Source organism: Hylemonella sp. P2_B10 (assembly GCF_056404875.1).
The window spans coordinates 383582-402693 of the sequence record NZ_JBFUDE010000001.1 but is presented as its reverse complement, the minus strand read 5'-3'; the positions used below and the strand labels follow the sequence as shown (position 1 = coordinate 402693).

At 66.0% G+C, this 19112-nt stretch carries 17 protein-coding genes; 8 read left to right on the top strand and 9 right to left on the bottom strand.

Annotation, left to right across the window (positions count from 1 at the left end; translation table 11 throughout):
• Positions 1-30: 30 nt before the first annotated feature.
• Genes AC1DX2_RS01865 through AC1DX2_RS01840 form a run of 6 tightly spaced genes read left to right on the top strand, consistent with a single transcriptional unit; the run spans position 31 to position 5439 of the window.
• Positions 31-837, top strand: a complete 807-nt coding sequence (locus AC1DX2_RS01865; RefSeq protein ID WP_477195742.1) for an enoyl-CoA hydratase/isomerase family protein — start codon at positions 31-33, stop codon at positions 835-837.
• Positions 838-887: 50 nt separating this feature from the next.
• Positions 888-2066 (top strand): ABC transporter substrate-binding protein, encoded by a 1179-nt coding sequence (locus tag AC1DX2_RS01860; protein ID WP_477194581.1) that lies wholly within the window; start codon positions 888-890, stop codon positions 2064-2066.
• Positions 2067-2074: 8 nt separating this feature from the next.
• On the top strand, positions 2075-2968 hold the full coding sequence (locus tag AC1DX2_RS01855; protein WP_477194580.1) for a branched-chain amino acid ABC transporter permease: 894 nt from the start codon (positions 2075-2077) through the stop codon (positions 2966-2968).
• Complete coding sequence (locus AC1DX2_RS01850) at positions 2961-3971, top strand: branched-chain amino acid ABC transporter permease (protein WP_477194579.1); 1011 nt, start codon at positions 2961-2963, stop codon at positions 3969-3971. The genes AC1DX2_RS01855 and AC1DX2_RS01850 overlap by 8 nt, the downstream gene beginning before the upstream one ends.
• Positions 3968-4729: an ABC transporter ATP-binding protein gene (locus AC1DX2_RS01845; protein WP_477194578.1), complete on the top strand. Its 762-nt coding sequence runs from the start codon at positions 3968-3970 to the stop codon at positions 4727-4729. Before AC1DX2_RS01850 ends, AC1DX2_RS01845 begins: the two co-directional genes overlap by 4 nt.
• Before the next feature lie 2 nt (positions 4730-4731).
• A complete protein-coding gene (locus AC1DX2_RS01840) occupies positions 4732-5439 on the top strand; it encodes an ABC transporter ATP-binding protein (RefSeq protein ID WP_477194577.1) in 708 nt (235 codons plus the stop codon).
• A gap of 18 nt (positions 5440-5457) precedes the next feature.
• Here the strand turns inward: AC1DX2_RS01840 and AC1DX2_RS01835 are convergent, their stop codons facing one another.
• Positions 5458-6384, bottom strand: a complete 927-nt coding sequence (locus AC1DX2_RS01835) for a LysR substrate-binding domain-containing protein (protein ID WP_477194576.1) — start codon at positions 6382-6384, stop codon at positions 5458-5460.
• A 99-nt stretch (positions 6385-6483) separates the two neighbouring features.
• Between AC1DX2_RS01835 and AC1DX2_RS01830 the strand changes: the two genes are divergently transcribed.
• A complete protein-coding gene (locus tag AC1DX2_RS01830; protein ID WP_477194575.1) occupies positions 6484-7647 on the top strand; it encodes a mandelate racemase/muconate lactonizing enzyme family protein in 1164 nt (387 codons plus the stop codon).
• Between the two features lie 27 nt (positions 7648-7674).
• Here AC1DX2_RS01830 and AC1DX2_RS01825 read toward each other — a convergent pair whose 3' ends face one another.
• Complete coding sequence (locus tag AC1DX2_RS01825) at positions 7675-9279, bottom strand: methyl-accepting chemotaxis protein (protein ID WP_477194574.1); 1605 nt, start codon at positions 9277-9279, stop codon at positions 7675-7677.
• Between the two features lie 259 nt (positions 9280-9538).
• Between AC1DX2_RS01825 and AC1DX2_RS01820 the strand changes: the two genes are divergently transcribed.
• A complete protein-coding gene (locus AC1DX2_RS01820; RefSeq protein WP_477194573.1) occupies positions 9539-10015 on the top strand; it encodes a hypothetical protein in 477 nt (158 codons plus the stop codon).
• 112 nt (positions 10016-10127) lie between these two features.
• Here the strand turns inward: AC1DX2_RS01820 and AC1DX2_RS01815 are convergent, their stop codons facing one another.
• The 7 genes from AC1DX2_RS01815 to AC1DX2_RS01785 form a co-directional block, all read right to left on the bottom strand.
• Positions 10128-13031, bottom strand: a complete 2904-nt coding sequence (locus AC1DX2_RS01815; protein ID WP_477194572.1) for a TonB-dependent receptor — start codon at positions 13029-13031, stop codon at positions 10128-10130.
• A gap of 277 nt (positions 13032-13308) precedes the next feature.
• Positions 13309-13770 carry an SRPBCC family protein gene (locus AC1DX2_RS01810; protein WP_477194571.1) on the bottom strand — a complete coding sequence of 154 codons (462 nt, stop codon included), beginning with the start codon at positions 13768-13770 and terminating at the stop codon, positions 13309-13311.
• Positions 13767-14108 carry an ArsR/SmtB family transcription factor gene (locus AC1DX2_RS01805; protein ID WP_477194570.1) on the bottom strand — a complete coding sequence of 114 codons (342 nt, stop codon included), beginning with the start codon at positions 14106-14108 and terminating at the stop codon, positions 13767-13769. The genes AC1DX2_RS01810 and AC1DX2_RS01805 overlap by 4 nt, the downstream gene beginning before the upstream one ends.
• Before the next feature lie 85 nt (positions 14109-14193).
• Positions 14194-14859: a hypothetical protein gene (locus tag AC1DX2_RS01800; RefSeq protein WP_477194569.1), complete on the bottom strand. Its 666-nt coding sequence runs from the start codon at positions 14857-14859 to the stop codon at positions 14194-14196.
• On the bottom strand, positions 14856-15854 hold the full coding sequence (locus tag AC1DX2_RS01795; protein ID WP_477194568.1) for an MlaD family protein: 999 nt from the start codon (positions 15852-15854) through the stop codon (positions 14856-14858). Before AC1DX2_RS01795 ends, AC1DX2_RS01800 begins: the two co-directional genes overlap by 4 nt.
• A 2-nt stretch (positions 15855-15856) precedes the next feature.
• Positions 15857-16651, bottom strand: a complete 795-nt coding sequence (locus AC1DX2_RS01790; RefSeq protein WP_477194567.1) for an ABC transporter permease — start codon at positions 16649-16651, stop codon at positions 15857-15859.
• Positions 16648-19095 (bottom strand): penicillin acylase family protein, encoded by a 2448-nt coding sequence (locus AC1DX2_RS01785; protein ID WP_477194566.1) that lies wholly within the window; start codon positions 19093-19095, stop codon positions 16648-16650. Before AC1DX2_RS01785 ends, AC1DX2_RS01790 begins: the two co-directional genes overlap by 4 nt.
• Positions 19096-19112 lie beyond the last annotated feature (17 nt).

Here is a 19112-nt window from a genome sequence, read left to right as displayed (position 1 = left end):
ATCGCTCAATTGCAAAGGAAAACCATGAACCTGAACGACCTGCAACACCCTGCCCTGACGCTGCAAACCGAGTTGGACGGCTACCGCGTCGAGATCGACGCCACACGCCAGCGAGCCGATATCGTGCTGCAGCGCCCGCCGCTGAACGTCATCACCATGACGCAGCGCGAGCAGTTGCGCATCACCTTCGAGGCACTGGACGCCAACGACGCCGTGCGCGTGATCGTGCTGCGCTCCGAGGGCGAGCATTTTTCCAGCGGCGGCAACATCAAGGGCTTTCTGGAAGCCACGCCCGAGCACGTGTCCAAGCTGGCCTGGAACGTGGCCGCCCCGGCGCGTTGCAGTAAGCCGGTGATTGCCGCCAACCGGGGCTACTGCTTCGGCGTCGGCTTCGAAATCTCGCTGGCCTGCGACTTCCGCCTGGTCACGCCAACCACGCTGTACGCGCTGCCCGAGCAGAAGCTGGGCCAGATCCCCGGCTCGGGCGGTTCGGCGCGGCTGCAGAAGATGGTGGGCATCACCCGCACCAAGGACATCGTGATGCGCTCGCGCCGCATCCCCGGCCAGCAAGCCTTTGACTGGGGGGTGGCCACCGCCATTGTGCCGGACGCTGAACTGGAGCAGGCCACCGACCAGCTGGTGGACGAGCTGCGCTCGTTCTCGCCGCTGGCCCAGCGCACCGCCAAGAAGCTGCTCAACGACACCGAGGACTCGCCGCTGTCCATCGCCATCGAGCTGGAAGGCCACTGCTACTCGCGCCTGCGCAGCTCCGACGACTTCCGCGAAGGCGTGGAGGCCTTCCACGACAAGCGCACGCCCAAGTTCACCGGCCTGTAAGGCCACCGCCGTTCCCGCACATTCACCCAACCAACCCGAGGAGACACACCATGAACAACAAACTGACACCCGTTTTGCTGAGCGCCCTGATCACCGCCGCCTTTGCCACTGCCGCCCAGGCACAGAGCACGCCATTGCGCATCGGCGTGGTGACGCCGCTGTCGGGCACCTACGCCGGCATCGGCCAGCAGGTGAAGTGGGGCCTGGACCTGGCGACCAAGGAAATCAACGCCGCCGGCGGCGTGATGGGCCGGCAGATTGAGCTGATCTACGAGGACGAGGAAGCCAATCCCGCCGTGGCGGTGCAGAAGGCCGAAAAGCTGTTCCAGGTCAGCAAGGTGGACTTTTTGACCGGCACGGTCAACTCCGGCTCCACGCTGGCGGTGGGCCAGGTGGCCGAACGCAACAACCGGCTGATTGCCACCACGGTGTCGTTTGCCGACTCCATCACCGCCGACAAATGCTCGCCCAATGTGTTCCGCGTCAACGCCCGCGCCGGCATGCAGTCGGCCGCGCTGGCCGACTGGATGGCCAACACCAAGCCCAGCGCCAGCGTGTTCTACCTCGGCCCTGACTACGAGATGGGCCGCAGCACGGTGGCGGCGTTCAAGTCGGCCGCCGAAGGCAAGGGCGCCAAAACCGTGGGCGAGGTGTTCGCGCCGCTGGACAACAAGGACTACTCGCCCTTCTTCGGCCAGATCCGCTCGGCCCGCCCCACCGTCATCTACACCTCGGTGGCCGGCAACGATACCGTGCGCCTGCTCAGCCAGATGGCCGAATTCGGCCTGAACCGCAATGTGCAGATCGTCGGCGCCTCGGGCACGGTGACCTCGCAGAACCTGGCCGCCATCGGCAAGGCGGCCGACGGTTTCGTCACCGGCGTGGGCTACTCGGCCTCGATCGACTCGCCGGAGAACAAGAAGTTCGTCGCCGCGTTCGAGGCTGCCAACAAGGCGCAGCCAGACCTGTACGGTGCCGATTCGTACGGCGTGCTGTACTTCTACAAGGCGGCGGTGGAAAAGGCCAAGAGCACCGACACCGACAAGGTGCGCGAGGCCATGCGCGGCATCCAGTGGAGCACACCGCAGGGCGTCAAGACGCTGCGCGCCGGTGACCACCAGGCCATGCAGGACATGTACGCGGTGCGCGTCAACGCTGGCAAGTTCGAGATCGTTGGCAAGGTGGCTGCAGCCGCCGCCATCGGACCCGACACCTGCACCAAGTTCTGAGGCTGACCATGGGCCAAACCCTGGACTGGCTGCAGTTCGTGCTGGCGCCGCAGATGATCAACGGCTTGTCGATAGGCGTGGCCGTGGTGCTGATGGCGCTGGGCCTGACCATCATCTTCGGGCTGCTGGACGTCATCAACATGGCGCACGGCGAGTTCTACGCCGTGGGCGCCTACCTGGGCGTGGCGCTGCTGGGCTGGGGCATGTCGTTCTGGTGGGTGCTGTTGCTCACCCCCGCGCTGATGGCGCTGCTGGGCTACGCCACCGAGCGCGGCCTGGTGCAGCGCGTGTTCCACAGCAAGGACCGGCACACGCTGACGCTGCTGCTGACCTTTGGCCTGGGGGTGGTGCTGGAGGATGTGCTGAAGATCATCTTCGGCGCCAACCCGATGCGCATGGAAGCGCCCATCACCGGCGCCACCGAGATGGCCGGCCTGTTCTTCCCCAACTACCGCCTGTTCGTGATGGCGCTGGGCGGTGTGCTGATTGCCGCTGTCTGGCTGCTGGTGTACCGCACCTCGCTGGGTGCGCTGGTGCGTGCCGCCGCCTTTGACCGCCACATGAGCGCCTCGCTGGGTGTGCCGGTGTCGCGCGTGTACGCGGGCACCTTCGCCTTCGGTGTGGCGCTGGCCGGGCTGGCCGGCGTGCTGCTGGCGCCGATCTACTCGGTGTTCCCCACCATGGGGCGCGACTTTGTGCTGATCGCTTTCAGCGTCGTCATCATCGGCGGCATGGGCTCCATCAAGGGCGCGGTGCTGGCCGGGCTGCTGCTGACGCAGGTGCAGTCCATCTCCAGCCTGTTCATCTCGCCGGTGTGGAACGACCCGCTGTTGTTCGGCATCATGGTGCTGGTGCTGATGTGGCGCCCCCAGGGCCTGTTTGGAAAGCTGGGCCATGCCTGATACCTCTGTAAAACCTGGGCGCGGGCGCGACGCTCTAAGCTTGTTCACGCTGGTCTTCTTTGCCGCCGCGCTGGTGTTTGCGCTGTTGGCCAAGTTGGTGGGCGACGTGTTTTTCCTGCGCCTGGCTACCGAGGCGTTGATCTTCGGCGGCCTGGCGCTGTCGGTGGACCTGTTGCTGGGCCGCGTCGGTCTGCTGCCGCTGGGCCAGGCGTTGTATTTCGGCCTGGGCGCGTATGTGTCGGCACTGGTGCTGAAGGAATGGCACAACTCGTTCTGGCTGGGCCTGGGCGCCGCGTTGCTGGCCAGCGCGCTGGCCGGGCTGGTGGGCGGGGTGATTGCGATCCGCGCCAAGGGCGTGTACTTCGCGCTGATCAGCTTCGGCATGGCACAGGTGATCTCCAAGGTGGTGTTCAACACGCGCGAACTGGGCGCCTCCGACGGCATCATTGGCGTGCCCGGCGCGCAGGTGCTGCCGGGCTTGAGCTCCGCCGACCCGGGGGGCTTCTTCCTGGTCACCCTGTCCTTGATTTTCGCGCTCTACCTGGGGCTGCGCTACCTGATGGACACGCCTTTCGGGCGTCAGCTGTCTGCCATACGCACCAACGAGCACCGGGTGCCCTTCCTGGGCTTTCAGCCCTGGCGCTACAAGCTGCTTGCGTTTGTTGGCGCGGCCTGCATCGCGGGCATCAGCGGTGCGCTGTACCCGATGCTGCGCGGCTTCGTGTCGCCGGAGCTGATGTTCTTCCAGGTCTCGGGCAACGCGCTGATCAACGTCATCGTCGGCGGCACCGGCACGCTGATCGGGCCGCTGTACGGCTCGGTGCTGCTGACGGGGTTGAAATCCGTCGTGGGCTCGTTCACCGAGCACCACCAGATCGTCATCGGCATCCTCTTCATGGTGGTGGTGATCGTGTTCCCGCGCGGGCTGCTGGGCTACCTGGAACCGCTGCTGCAGCGCCGCCTGGATGCCCGGCAGGCTGCAAGACAGGGGGAGCGCGCATGACGACGGCACCTATCCTGTCGGTGCACGCATTGGGCGTGCGTTTTGGTGCGCTCAAGGCGGTGCACGACGTGAGCTTCGACGCCCAGCGCGGCCACATCACCGCAGTGATCGGCCCCAATGGCGCCGGCAAGAGCAGCCTGTTCAACCTGATCAGCGGCAACATCGCGCCGTCCAGCGGGCGGGTGCAGTTTGATGGCCAGGACGTGACCGGCCATTCGCCCGACCAGATGCTGCGCGCCGGGCTGGCGCGTTCGTTCCAGATCACCAACCTGTTCTTTGAACTCAGCGTGCATGAGAACCTGCGGCTGGCCGCGCAGTTCCTGGAGCAGGGGCGCGGCTTGTTCCGGCCCGTGGCGGCCAGCATCCGCGCCACCGAGCGCGTGGACCAGCTGGTGGAACAGTTCGGTCTGCAGGACAAGCTGCACGAGCTGGCGGGTTACCTGTCACATGGTGAGCAGCGCCGGCTGGAGATTGCCGTGTCGCTGGCGGTGCGCCCGCGCATGCTGCTGCTGGACGAGCCTACCCAGGGCATGAGCCACGCCGACACGCAGGAGACCGAAACCTTGATCAGGGGCCTGGCCACCCAGCACGGCCTGAGTATTTTGATTGTGGAGCATGACGTGAATCTGGTGATGAACCTGTCCGACCATGTGGTGGTGATGCACCAGGGCCAGAAACTGGCCGAAGGCCCGCCCGCCCAGGTGCGCGCCAACGCCAGCGTGCAGGCGGCCTACTTTGGCCAGCAACATGAGGAGTGAGCATGCTGGAACTCGATGACGTGCACACCCATTACGGCTTGAGCCACGTGCTGCAGGGTGTCAGCCTGCGCGTGGGTCCCGGCGAGGTGGTGGGCCTGTTTGGCCGCAACGGCGTGGGCAAGACCACCATCGTCAAGACCATTGCGGGTTGGGTCAAGCCCTCGCGCGGCGACGTGCGATTCGAGGGCGGCGCGTTGAACAGCGTGCCGTCGGAGCGCATCAGCCGCTTAGGGATTGGCCTGGTGCCGGAAGACCGGCGTATTTTCCCCGGCCTGACGGTGGAGGAAAACTTGCGCCTGGGCTTCATGCAGGCGCCCAGCCGGGGCCGGGCGGCGCAAAAGCGCAAGCTCGACGACATCTACACGCGCTTTCCACGTCTGGCCGAGCGGAGAAAACAAATGGGCACCACCCTGTCCGGCGGCGAGCAGCAGATGCTGGCCTTCGCCCGCGTGCTGACCGGCGAGCCCAAGCTGCTGCTGATCGACGAGCCCACCGAAGGCCTGGCGCCCATGATCGTGGAAGAACTGCTCAAGCTGATGCGCGTGCTGGCGCAGGAGGGCATTGCCATCGTGCTGGTGGAGCAAAGCGTGCACGCGGCGCTGGAACTGTGCCACCGCTTCTACCTGGTGGAGCGCGGTCAGGTCACGCTGGCGGGCGATGCAGCGGATGCCGATGCGCGCAGCGATCTGATTGGACGGATCAGCGTGTGAGGCAACGAGGCCAAAGTGTCAGGCCGGTTGCGGCCTGCGCGGCGAAGCCAGCAGGCTGTCCACCAACAGCCCAGCCGGCACGCTGAGCGCGCTGCGGTCGCGCATGGACACCACAAAGCGCCGCTTGGCCCAGGGGTTGGTCAGCGGCACCACCTTCAAGCCCAGTTGGGTGCGCATGGCGCGTGCTTCTTCGGTGGGCACAATGGCCAGCGCCAGCTTGGCCGCCACGATGCGACAAGCCGCATCCACCGACGACACCTGGATGCGGTAGCGCATGCGCTTGCCGGCCGCCGCCGCCTGACCCTGTTGCGTGGCCGTCATGATGCTGCGACCCACGATGTCCACGTGCTCGTGGTCCAGCGTGTCCTCAAAGGCGATGCCGCGCCGCCTGGCCAGTGGGTGGGCGGGGTGCAGCACCACAGCCAATTGGTCTTGGCGGTAGGCGAAGGTCTGCAACTGGCGCAGATCCACCGCATCCCAGCACACGCCCAGGTCGGCCCTGCCCTCTTCCACGCCACGCACCACTTCCCAGATGTCGCGCTCTTCCAGGCTGACGCGCACCTGTCCAAATTGGGCGGCAAAACAGCCAACGTCCTCGGGCAGGAACTGCGCGATGGCCGACATGCTGGCAAACACCCGCACGTGGCCCTGCACGCCCTCGGCAAAGGCGCCCAGCTCGGCCTGCATGCGGTCCAACAGCGCCAGCGATTCGCGTGCATAGCGCCACAGCGTCTCGCCGGCCGGCGTCACCGCCACGCCACGGCGGCCGCGCTCCAGCAACTGGGTGCCGGTCTGCTCTTCCAGCTGGCTGATGCGCTTGCTCACCGCTGAAGGCGCGATGGCCTCGCGCGCTGCTGCCTGGGCGATGTTTCGCTCTTCGCAGACGGCGATGAACAGGCGCAGCGTCAGCGGGTCGAAGTGGCGAGCAGCAGTGGCTTTAGACATCTCAATTGGGCATGGCTTAATCAAAATATTACCACTTCAGAGATTTCATGATTGGGGGCACCATCACGCCATCGATTCACTGTTTGAGAGCCCTCCACCATGCGCATTGTTGACATCCGCGAACGCACCGCCCCCATCGCCTCCCCCATCGCCAACGCCTTCATCGACTTCTCCAAGATGACGCTGAGCCTGGTGGCCGTGGTTACCGACGTGATCCGCGACGGCAAGCCGGTGGTGGGCTACGGCTTCAACTCCAACGGCCGCTACGGCCAGGGCAGCCTGATGCGCGAACGCTTCATCCCGCGCGTGCTGGAGGCCGACGCGGCCAGCCTGGTGAACGAGGCCGGCGACAACCTGGACCCGCACAAGGTCTGGGCCACGATGTTCAAGAACGAAAAGCCCGGCGGCCACGGTGAGCGCTCGGTGGCCATGGGCACCATCGACATGGCGGTGTGGGACGCGGTGGCCAAGATCGCCGGCAAGCCGCTGTTTCGCCTGCTGGCCGAACAGCAGGGCACGGTGGCCAACCCGCGTGTGTTCGTCTACGCCGCCGGCGGCTACTACCACCCCGGCAAGGGCCTGGAGGGCCTGACGGCCGAGATGCAGGGCTACCTGGACCGCGGCTACAACGTGGTGAAGATGAAGATTGGCGGCGCGCCGCTGGCCGAAGACCAAAAGCGCATCGAGGCAGTGCTGAAGATGCTGCCCAGCGGCTGCCGCCTGGCGGTGGACGCCAATGGCCGCTTTGACGTCGCCACGGCCATTGACTACGCCAAGGCGCTGAGCGCCTACGACCTGTTCTGGTACGAAGAGGCCGGCGACCCGCTGGACTACGCGTTGCAGGCCCGCCTGGCCGAGCACTACGCCAAGCCCATGGCCACTGGCGAAAACCTGTTCTCCATGCAGGACGCGCGCAACCTGATCCGCTACGGCGGCATGCGCAGCGACCGCGACTGGCTGCAGTTCGACTGCGCCCTGAGCTACGGCCTGGTGGAGTACCTGCGCACGCTGGACATGCTGAAAGAGAATGGCTGGGGTTGGGACCGCTGCATTCCCCACGGCGGCCACCAGATGTCGCTGAACATTGCCGCCGGCTTAGGGCTGGGTGGCAACGAGAGCTACCCCGACCTGTTCCAGCCCTACGGTGGCTTCCCCGACGGCGTGCGGGTGGACAACGGCCACATCACCATGCCTGAACTACCCGGCATTGGCTTTGAGGGCAAGGCCGATCTGATCAAGGAAATGCACAGCCTGGCGGCCTGAGGGGATGGGGCCCGAATGTCTTCAGGCTCAGCGCTGGCCCAGCATGGCGACAGGGCGGTCAGGATGGCCGGTATGGCCCGCATCGCCCTGCTCCAGCTGAAAGGTGGAGACCACCTGGACCAGTTCCTGCGCCTGTGATTTCAGGCTGCTGGCGGCCGCTGCCATTTGCTCCACCAGCGCGGCATTCTGCTGGGTGGCCTGGTCCATCTGTGTCACGGCCTCACCCACCTGGGCCACGCCCGTGCTTTGTTCGGAACTGGCGGCGCTGATTTCCCCCATGATGTCGGTCACCCGGCGTATCGCCGCAACCACCTCGTCCATGGTGCTGCCGGCCAGGTCCACCAGCCGGGTGCCCTGCTCCACCCGCTCCACGCTGGTGTTGATCAGCGTCTTGATCTCCTTGGCGGCCTCAGCACTGCGGCCTGCCAGCGAGCGCACCTCGCTGGCCACGACGGCAAAGCCGCGTCCCTGTTCTCCGGCCCGTGCCGCTTCCACCGCGGCATTCAGCGCCAGGATATTGGTCTGGAAGGCAATGCCGTCGATGACGCTGATGATGTCGGAGATTCTGCGCGAGCTCTCGTTGATGCCCTTCATGGTCTCCACCACCTCGCCCACGGTGCTGCCGCCACGCACCGCCACGGTGGATGCGTTCTGGGCCAGTTGGTTGGCCTGGCGCGCGCTGTCGGCGTTCTGCTTCACCGTGCTGCCCAACTGCTCCATGGAGGCGGCCGTCTGCTCCAGCGCGCTGGCCTGGCTCTCGGTGCGGCCGGACAGGTCGTGGTTGCCCTGCGCGATCTCCGAACTGGCGGTGGCCACGCCCTCTGAGCCCGTGCGCACCTGCTGCACGATAGATGACAGGCTGTCGCGCATACCCTTGATGGCATGCAGCAGGCTGGAGTTGTCGTTGGGCTTCAGTGCAATGCGCACGGTCAGATCGCCGCGCGCGATGCGCCGCGTCACCTCCGCCGCCGCGTCGGGCTCACCGCCCAGCTGGCGCAGCAGGCTGCGGGTGATGAGCGTGGCGATCACCAGCAGCGCCAGGGCCAGCGCCAGCGATCCCAGACCAAAACTGACCACGCGCTTGAAGATGGCGGCATTCACATCGTCCACGTAGACGCCCGAGCCGACCAGCCAACCCCAGGGCGCAAACCCCTTCACGTAGGAGACTTTCTGCACCGGCTGCTCGCTGCCCGGCTTGGGCCACATGTAGAGCACGAAACCTGCGCCCTTGGCCTTGACAACGTCCACCATCTCCATGAACAGGCGCTTGCCGGTGGGGTCCTTGTTTTCGGACAGGTCCTTGCCCTCCAGGTCGGCGCGTATCGGGTGCGCCAGCATCTTGGGCTGCATGTCGTTGATCCAGAAATACTCCACGCCGCTGTAGCGCAGCGTCCTGATGGCCGCCATGGCGCGGCGCTTGCCCTCGTCTTCCGGCATGCCGCTCTTGGTCACCTGGTCGTGAAAGTACACCACCAGACCGTGAGCCGCCTCCACCGCCTGTTGCACGCCGAGTTGGCGCTCTTCCAGGATCAAGGTGCGCTCGGAGAACAGCACCACCGCCACCAGGATGACAATGCCCACCAGGGCGCTGACCGTCAGCAGCCACAGCCGCTGTGCGATGGTGAAATTCATGGCGTTGCTCCTCGGTGTTGGCTTGGGGCCTGCGAACAATGTGCCCGGACCGCCGTTTTTTGCTCCCCGACTCCGCCTGAGTTCAACAGAATATGGCAGAAGCGCCAGCATGCGTCAACGAACTGGTGGGCCTCGTCGGCTTGGAGCAGGCCGATGAGGCCTCAAATTCTTCCCTGCAAGGCGGCAAACGCGGCATACTTGCCAAGACCCGACAGCGGTCGCGTTAGCCGGCCAAACCCATCCCCTTACAGGAGCGCCCATGTTCAAGAACAACCCGTTTGAAGCCGCCACCAAGGCCATGATGGCCAATGCCGAGAAGTTCATGACGCCCGGCTCGGGCGACAGCACCGCCCAGCTGATGGCCAACGTGAAGGCCTGGGGCGAGTTGATGCAGACCCAGGCGCAGGCGGCGCAAGCGGCTGCCCAGGAGGCCATGGCAGCGCTGAAGGACATCAAGGACCCGCAGGACGCGATGGAGGCGCTGAAGAGCAGCGCCCAGACCACCCTGGCCATGACTGCCAAGCACATGCAGGAAGCCACCGCACTCAGCGTGGCCCAGTTCACTGCCGGCGTGGACGCCATGCAAAGCGCCCACCCCATGGGCGAGGCGCTGGCGCCCATGGCCAAAGGCATGAAGACGGCCGCCTCGGCGATGGAGACGGCAGTGAAGAAGGGGACCTCCGCCGCAGCCCAGAAAGCAGCCGCTTCAGCGGCCAAGAAGACCAGCCGGCGCTAGGCCCGCTGCGCGGAAATAAGAAACGGCGCCTGTTGGCGCCGTTTGTGTTTCTGTTACCCCGCAGCAGCCCGTGAAGCGGTGCTGACCGCTTCACGGGAGCTGGGTTGTGCGCTCAGAACTTTCCGCGCAGCGTCAGGAAGTACTGCCGGCCGCTGCGGTACCAGCTGAGCGGCGCGTTTTCGGTGATCGAGTAGGTATGGCGGACCGGGTCGTTCATGTTGGTGCCGTCAAAGTTGATCGAGAGATCCTTGGTCAGCTTGTAGCCTATTGACAGTGACAGCGCGCCATAGCCCGCGTACTTGGTCAGGCCGTTGTAGGTGGCCGCGCCGGCAGCGTCAAACGTGGGCACGTTGGTGCCGTTGCCCGCGAAGCCGGTGGAGTAGTCGGAGCGGTAGTTCCAGGCCAGGCTGGCGGAAAACTTGTCGTCCTCGTAGAAGCCGCGCAGGTTGTAGGTCGTCTTGGAGGTGCCCAGCATCTCCACGCCGTCGTCGTCCTTGGAGTCGACGTAGGTGGCGTTGACGCCAAAGCCGAAGCCGGAACCTATCGGCATTTCCAGCGCGCCTTCCACGCCTTTCAGCTGCGCACCCACGCCGCGGCGGGATGACACGGTGAAGATCGAGTTCGCCCCGGTCACGGTGTTGAAGAACTCCACCTGCGAGGTGCCGGCCTTCACGTAGTTCTGCAGGTTTTGCATGAAGAAGCCGCCCGACACGTAGGCACGCGGCGCGAAATACCAGGCCGCGTTCAGGTCCAGGTTGTTGGACGTGATGGGCTTGAGCAGCGGGTTGCCGGACGAGCCGATCAGCGTGGTGCCGTTCAGCGCCACGGCACCAGCCAGTTCGTTGTAGTTGGGCCGGCCCAGCGTGCGGGTCAGCGCGGCGCGCACGATCAGGTCCTTGTCAGCTTCCCAGCGCAGGTTCAGGCTGGGCAGCACCATGTTGTGGTGCGTGGTGACGATCTGCGGGATGTAGCTGGCCGAGCGCGCGCCGACGATGGCGTTGGGGATGTTGCAAGGCGCCAGCGGCACGCAGGAGCCGGCACCGCTGGTGGGCAGTGCCTGGTAGGAAATCGACGTCAAGTCGGTCTTCGCCAGGCGCAGGCCCAGGTTGCCCGACAGCTTGCCCGATTCGAACTCGCCCATCGCATAGGCCGCGCTGTTGCTTTCCTCGATGAAGTAGCCGGCCGTCCAGGTCTTGTTCAGCACCGGGTCCCAGTTCATGTACTGGGCGGCAAAGGCGTTGATCTGCGACGTGTCGAAGCGGAACAGGTTGTACGGAATGCCGTCGCGTATGCCCTCGCCCCAGTTGGCCGGGTACTGCGTGGCCGGGGTCAGCTGGCCGGTCACGACGTTGGCTTGTGTGGGCGGCTGCGTGCTGATCGTGCCATTGGTGTAGACCGGCAGCGTGTCCTTGTTGACCAGCAAACCGCCGGTGACGCTGATGAACGGCGACGGCGTGATCACCCCGGCCGCGTTATCCTGCGCGTTCCAGCGCCCGGCGTAGGAGTTGTAGGTGCGGTCGTGCGTGGCCTTGCGGTAGCCGAACTTGATGTTGTTGAAGACGCCCCAGTCGGCCTTGTACTCGCCGTCCAGGTGGAGGTAATGCTCCTGGTCCAGCGACTCGACTGCAGCGGCGGTGTTGCTCATCTGCGAGAAGTTGGAGATCTTGGACATGTCGATGGCCTTGCCCGTCAAGTCCGTCACCGTGTAGTTGGTGGGACGCGAGCCATTGACATTGAAGCTGACGTTGTTGTTGATCAGGCCGTAGGTCAGCATGGGCTCGGAGCCGGTGATGCCGCTGCCCACCGTGTAGCCCAGGCGCGCGCGCAGGCTCCAGCGGTCGGTTGGCCGGAACGTCACGTCCAGATCGGCGAACGAGCTCAGCGACTGCGCGCCCTGGCGCACGATGTTGTCGTACTCGAAGCCGATCACCCGCTTGTTCAGGTCGGCTTGCGCGGCCGCACTGTTGCCGGCGATGAAGGCTGGCCGATAGATGTCGGCGCCGGTGATGATGTTGCCGTCAACCTTGGTGTTCTTCAGCAACCAGCCGTTGGCCACCAGGTTGGACGGGAAGGCAAAGCCCGAGCTGTTGTAGTTGTCGGCGGTCAGGGTGGTGCGGAAGGCCGACAGGTGGATGTCCAGCGCCTGCGACGGCTTGACCTGCACGCCGATGTAGCCACCGCTGCGCTCGCGAACGCCGTCGAACTCGGCCACGTTCAGGCTACCGGGATAGCGCTTGTTGGCCAGCGAGGCGTCACCCGAGGCCGTGGCCTGCGCCGGCGTGAGCACGGCGTAGCTGAACACTTCCTGGCCGTCGCGGCGCAGATGCCGGTTTTCCTTGTAGGCCTGGATCAGGAAGCCCAGCGTGCCGTCGTCATTCTTCCAGTTCAGCAGGCCGGACAGTTGCGGATCGGTATTGCCGGGCAGTGTGGCCTTGACCACGCCCAGGGAGACTTCGCCGGAGACGCCCTTCTTGAAGTCCAGCGGCTTGCGCATCAGGACATCCACCGAGCCGGAGATGCCGCCTTCGGTGATGTCGGCGCGGCCCGATTTGTAAACGATGCTCTGGCCGATCAACTGCGATGGCATCAGGCCAAAGCCCACTGAGCGGCCGCTGGAGCTTTGGTCACCCACGTGCCAGTCGCCCGAGGACAGTGCATGGCCGTTGACGGTGACCAGGTTCAGGTTGGGGCTGGTGCCGCGGATGGACACGCGCTCGGCCTCATCCATGGCGCCGGCGCCGCCGTACTGCACGTTGACGCCTGCCAGGCGCGACAGCGCGTCGGCGATGTTCTTGTCGGGCATCTTGCCCACGTCTTCGGCCGAGACCACTTCGAGGTTGGTGTCGGCATTGCGTTTGGTATCAATCGACTTGGCGATGGACGCGCGTATGCCGGTGATCACCACGGTGTCCAGGTTCTGGGTCGCGGGAGCGCTGGTCTGCGCCTGGGCTTGCGGTGCAAGGGCTGCCAGCACAAGGGCAACGGCGGATGCAATTTCAGTGCGTGTAGCTTTCATGTTGTGGTTCTCTCCTAGGGGTGAATTGCCAATACCGACCAAAGACCACAACCATACCGGATGCCGTTTATGTAAACACGGGGTAAACCAGAGAACGGCCATATGTATTTGGCGACTCGTCATTCCTCCGTGTTATTGCTTGATAGGAACTGAAAATACTAGTAATTACTAGACTCTCCTCGTGACAGGCTCATGACGAAGGCAAAAAAGCCGGTGAGCGCGCAGTTAACGGTGACAAACCAGATAGATACCACTAACAGGCCGCTGGTGTGGTTTTTCAGAGACGGTCAACCACCCGCAGCAAGCCTTCCAGGAAGCCTGTCCAGCCGTACTTCGCGCCATGCAGGTTGCGCTGCTGGTCTTCGCGGAAACCGCTTTGCTCCATGCGCAGGCGCACGCCGCTGGCGGTGGGGGTCAGCGTGAAGGTCACCACCGTACGCAGCGCGCCGGCGCCATCGTCGCCCACGTTCCAGCTGTAGCTGAGGCGCTGGTGCGGCTGCATCTCCAGCACCTGACAGTCCACGATGCCGTTCCATTGCGGCATCGGCTGGGTGCGCAGTTGAAAGTGCCGGCCCTGCTCTGCGGCAAAGTCGTTGGGCAGCAGCCAGTCGGCCATCAAGGCGCTTTGCGTCAGCGCGCGCCATACCTTTTCAGCCGGGTGCGGCAGTTCGCGCTCCATCACCAGGGTGAGGGCGCCGTCAACGTCGGTTTCAGTGGCGGTGTTGGTCTTGGTCATCATTGGTCCATGCGTTTCAACAGGTCTTCGAGGCGGTCGAAGCGGCCGTGCCAGAAGGCGGAGTAATACGTCAACCAGTCCAGCAGTGGCGCCAACGCCTTGGACTCGGCCTTGTAGTAGGTTTCGCGGCCKTCACGCCGGCCGCTCACCAGGCCGGCACTTTTCAGCGCATTCAGGTGCTTGGAGATGGCCGGCTGCGACACGCCGCTGGGCAGCGTCAGCGCGTGCACAGTCAGCTCACCGTCGCGGCTCAGACGCTCGAAGATGGCGCGCCGCGTCGGGTCGGCGAGTGACTTGAAGACTGCCGTGGGCTCGGCGTGGCTGGGGGTTGCAGTAGGCATGAAAAAATAATAACCAAATAGTTATGCATTGTCAAATACCCTGCCCTGCCGCACCCCGGAAGTCCACGCTGCAGTCAGTGAAACGTCAGGGCAAAGGCTGGCCGGCAGCCAGCGCGATGCGCCGGCGCAGCCGCTGGGCCTCGGCCGTGTTGCCGGCCTTGTCGGCCAGCTCGGCCTGCGCACCCAGCCAGGCCAGCACGGCGCGGCGCCAACCCTGGTCGGAGGCCGTGTCGCCGGCCACCCGCAGGCCCTCGGGGCTGAGCTGGCCCTTGCGCAACAACACGGCAGCGGCCACCAGGCGGGCCAGCGGGTCCGGCACCGCTCTCAGCGCATCCACGCTGGGGTTGCCGGCCAACAGCGGTTGGTAATGCTTGGGCAGCAGCGCGGCATCCACCCCGCTCCACTGGCCGCTCAGGAAGGCCGCATAGGCGCGCTCGGGCGCGGCAGCGTCGGCCGCCAGCTTCTGGTAGTTGTCACACGGGCCGAAATCCAGCGCCGCCGCCTGTGCAGCGCAGCGCACCAGCTCGGCCCGGGCGGCCAGGTCCAGCCTGCCGGTGCTGGCCACTTCGTTGCGCACGCGGGCAAACTCCACGTCGGCCACCTTGGTCTCACCGGCGAAATAGGCGTTGATGGCCAGCTTCAGCGAGCCCTGGGCGGACACCTGCCAGTCCGGCGGTGGTGGGGTGCTGGAGCAAGCCGCCAGCAGCAGTGCCAGGCAGGCAAGTGGTGCGAAGAGGGTGCGCTTGTTCATGGCAGCTTGATCTCCGCGTCACGGGCGAATGGCCATTTGCGGTTCACCTCGTTGACCAGCGCGTCCACCTTGCGCAGGCTGGCTTCCACCTGGGCCCGCAACGCGCCCAGGTCGGCCGTGGCGTTCTTGGTGTTGGCGCCTATGGCCTGGGCCTCCACCAGCACCGCGTCCACCTTCTTCAGGCTGGCGCGCGCATCGACCAGCAGGGCGCGCAGCTCCACCACGGTGGCCTGGGTGTCGGCCAGCACACCCTTGTCGCCAAACACCCGCTGGTCGGCCCGTGCCAGCAGCGCGTTGGTGGTGTCCAGCAGCGTGACCACCTTTTGCGCATTGGCGTCACCGCCCAACGCGAAGCCCAAGGCGCCGTACTTGCCCTTGAAACCCTTGTTCAGCCCTTCGGTGGCGCCCTGCACCTGCTCCAGCGTCTGGTTCAACGTCGAGTCGGCCTTGGTCATGGCCTCCAGGTTGTCTACCAGCGCGTGCACCGAGGCCAGCAGGCGCGGGATCTCGGCCGTGGCGTCGCCGCGCAGCACATTGCGCACCGCACCCACCGGCAGCGGCGTATCGGTCAGTGAGCCGCTGAAGGCGCGCAGCTTGGTGTCACCCACCAGGCCACGCTCCATGGTGAAGATGCTGCTGTTGCGTAGCCATTTGGCGTCCTTGCGCGTCACGTCCACCATGATGCGCGCCTTGCCGTCGTTCGCGAGGTCAATGCGGCGCACCCGGCCTATGGGGAAGCCGGAAAACGTCAGGTCCATGCCCACCTGCACCCCTTCGGAGTCTTCGGCGATCAGCACCAGTTCCTGCGTGCTCTCGAACACGCCGCGCGCATACATCACGTAGGCCACCGAGCCGGCGATCAGTGCCAGCATCAGCACCAGCAGCACCATGGCCTTGAGCTCGATGTGGGCGATCGGCGGCGCTTGCGCCGGCACTTGGGGCGGCAGGTCAGACAATGGCGTGGGCGGTGGCGTGGGCGGGCTGCTGTCTTGCATGGCTATCCAATGTACTTCACGGCCAGCGATGAGGCTTCGATCAGCACCAGCACCAGGAACAGGCGCACCGTGCCGGCCGATACCGCGATGGCGCCGCGCGCGGCCGGCGGCGGCGGCGCGTGCAGGTTGGAACCGGCCGGCACCACGGCCACGGCGCAAGCGAACAGCAGCGTCTTCAGCACAAAGCTCAGGCTCACCGGGCCGTCAAACACCCGGCCCACCATGCGCGTGTAGGCGGTGAAACCGAAAGGCGACACGCCATAGACCACCATGTACGCGATCGCCAGCGCCACCACACTGCTGACCGCCGCCAGCAACAGCACCGAAAAGGCGCTGGCAATGGCGCTGGAAACCAGCCGCTGGCCATGCTGGGCCCGGGTCAGCGGCGTGGCGCCTTCATCGGGTGCCTGCCAGGGCGAGGCCATGCCGGTGCGCAGCACCACGAACAACGCCGCGCTCAGGGGGATCAGCTCCAGCACCAGCACCCGCACCACCACCTCCAGCGCGTACTGCGACAGGCCATAGCTCTGCGCGGTGACCACGACGATGCGTATCAGCACCAGGCAGATCAGCGCGCACAACACGGTGAACCAGGGCAGCACCTGCCAGCTGGTCAGGTAGATGTCGCGCGCGATCTGGCCGCGCCGCTGCCCCCGGTAGGTGGCCGGCGACAGCGCGATCACCAGCGTGATGGCGCCGAAATGCACGATGGCCCACCAGTCGGCCACCGAGCGCAGCAGCCGCCGGCCCAACGGCGCGCGCCGGGCGTGGGGGGACGGCAGGGGCGCGGGGGTCACGGTGTCAGCGTCAGCGTGTGGCGCACCTCGGCGGGCTTCAATTGCAGCGGCCGGTATTGCACGTCGGCCCAGGGCTGACGCATGTCGCGGTAGCGGCTGGAGAACACCAGGCCGCTCTGGCCGGTCTGGTAGATGAAGCGGGACTTGTCCAGGTCCGCCAGGTCGTACAGCGCGCGCATGGAGGCGGCGTGGCGGGTGGCGAAGGGCTGGCGGGCGTCGTTCAGCCAGTAGTGCCCCACGTCCACCGTGAAGCTGTCGCCGCCCACCGGCACGCTGACATTGAAGAACGGCGCCAACGGGGCCACGTTGTCAAACGGCTGGTGGGTGCTGCGCGCGGCATGCGCGGCCCCCCATTGCCAGGCGGCCACATCCTTGCCGTATTGGGCGCTCAGCCGCTCCAGCGCCCGGTCCAGCGCGTCGGCGGCCTGCTGCTCGCAGCTTTTGGGCGCGCACCACCAGCCGTCGTTGCGCGCCAGGATGTCTTCCATCAGCAGGCGGAAATGGCGCCGGCCATAAAGGGCCTTCATGCGCGCCTCGCCCAGCTTCGGGCTGAGCAGTGCGCGTGTCAGCTCGTCGGCCCACGCCGCCAGGATCAAGGGCGCCGCCCGGTCGGCCAACATATTGCTGTCAAACCCCGCCAGTTGCTGCTGTGCGGCCATGGCCAATGGGTGTTGCCCTTTGACCTTTTGCAGGTAGGGCAGCAGCCGCTGAGCCGCCAGCGAGATCTGGTCACCCTGGATCTTCTGCAGGCTGGCCAGGTCGTGCTTGGGCGTGGCGGCCAGCAACTGCTCGATACGGATGAAGCGCTCGGGCAAGGCCCAGTCCTGGCCGATGAAATACGGGTAGTCCGGCGGCGTCACACGCTGGTTGGCGGTGGCCACCCAGCCTTTGGCGGCCTGCAGGTCCTGGGGCGTTTGCGCATAGGGCAGCCAACCATCCCAGTCGTAGCGCGGCTCCCAGCCTGGGGCCGGAGCCATGCCCTTGATGTCGTTGTCCGCCTTGCGCAGCGGCACCTTGCCCACGGCCTTGTAGGCCACGCGGCCGGCGGTGTCTGCCATCACCACGTTTTGCATCGGCGAGTGGTAGCTGGCGTAAGCGGCCAGCAGTTCGTCCACCGAGTTGGCGCGGTTGCCCTCCAGCCCGGCCTGCACGGTGAGGTTGTCGGCATCCAGCGCGCTCCAGCGCAGCGCCAGCACAAACTTGGTGGCGTCCAGCACCTCGGTGTGCGACTTCTGCGCATCGCTCAGCACCGGGCCATGGCGGCTCTCACGCACCGTCTGCACCACGTCAGGCTTGCCCTTGACGCGGATCACCTCCTGCCGCTCGGTGAAGGCGGCCCAACTGACCTGGCCGTTGACATCGGGCGCGCGGTACTGCTTGGGGTTCTCGGGGTTGATGCGCTCCAGGTACAGGTCCTGCACGTCCGGGCCAGTGTTGGTGAAGCCCCAGGCGATTTTGTCGGTATGGCCCAGCACCACGAAGGGCAGGCCCGGCAGCGTAGCCCCCACCACATTGAGGCCGGGTGCCTGCAGGTGGGCGAAGTACCAGATGGCCGGCGCCCCCAGAGACAGGTGTGGGTCGTTGGCCAGCAGCGGCTTGCCGCTGACGCTGTGCGAACCGGCCACCACCCAGTTGTTGCTGCCCTTGCCCTCCACGTTGCCCAGGTTGCCGGACAGCTCGTCGGACCAGGCAGCCATCGCCGTGGCCTGGGTGGCCTCCCCGGTGGGAGCCTGGGCCATGCCGTTGTCCGACTTGAACACACCCAACCGGGCATAGAGCGCGGCCAGGTCCACGTCGGTGGCCGGGGCCTCGCCGGGGTAGGCCGGCAGCGCCTGCCACATGCGCCCGGTGCTCAACACCTTGGTCAGCGACAGGCGGGCAAACTCGCTGCCCCAGTTGCCGCCCAGGTCGAGCGCCATCATGATGGCCCAGCCCACGCTGTCCACCGCCTCCCAACGGCCAGGCGTGGTGCCCAGCACATGGAACTCCGGCCCCAGCGCCTGGCTGGGCGCGGCGTTGAAGGCGTTGACGCCGTCGGCATAGGCCTGCAGCGCCTCGCGCGTGGCCGGGTTCAACTGCGCCCACTGGCGGCGCGCGGCGGCCATGATGCCCAGCGTGCGCATCAGCTTGTCGGTCTCCAATGTGGGTTCGCCAAACAGCTCGGACAACTGGCCATGCATCACCCGGCGGTTGAATTCCAGCTGCCAGCCGCGTTCCTGCGCATGCACATGGCCGAGCGCGAACCAGGCGTCGTGCCCGGACTGGGCCAGCAGGTGGGTGACGTCGGCGCCGTCGCGCTGCACCGTCACCGGCGCCTTCAGACCGCTGACCTGCAGGCTGCCGTCCAGTTTGGGAAAGCTGCGCGCCGCATAGATACCCAATGCCGCCAAGGCCACCAGCAACACGGCCAGCAGCAGCCCCACGCCCCGTTTCAACCAGCGCATACGCCCCCTGCCCTCAA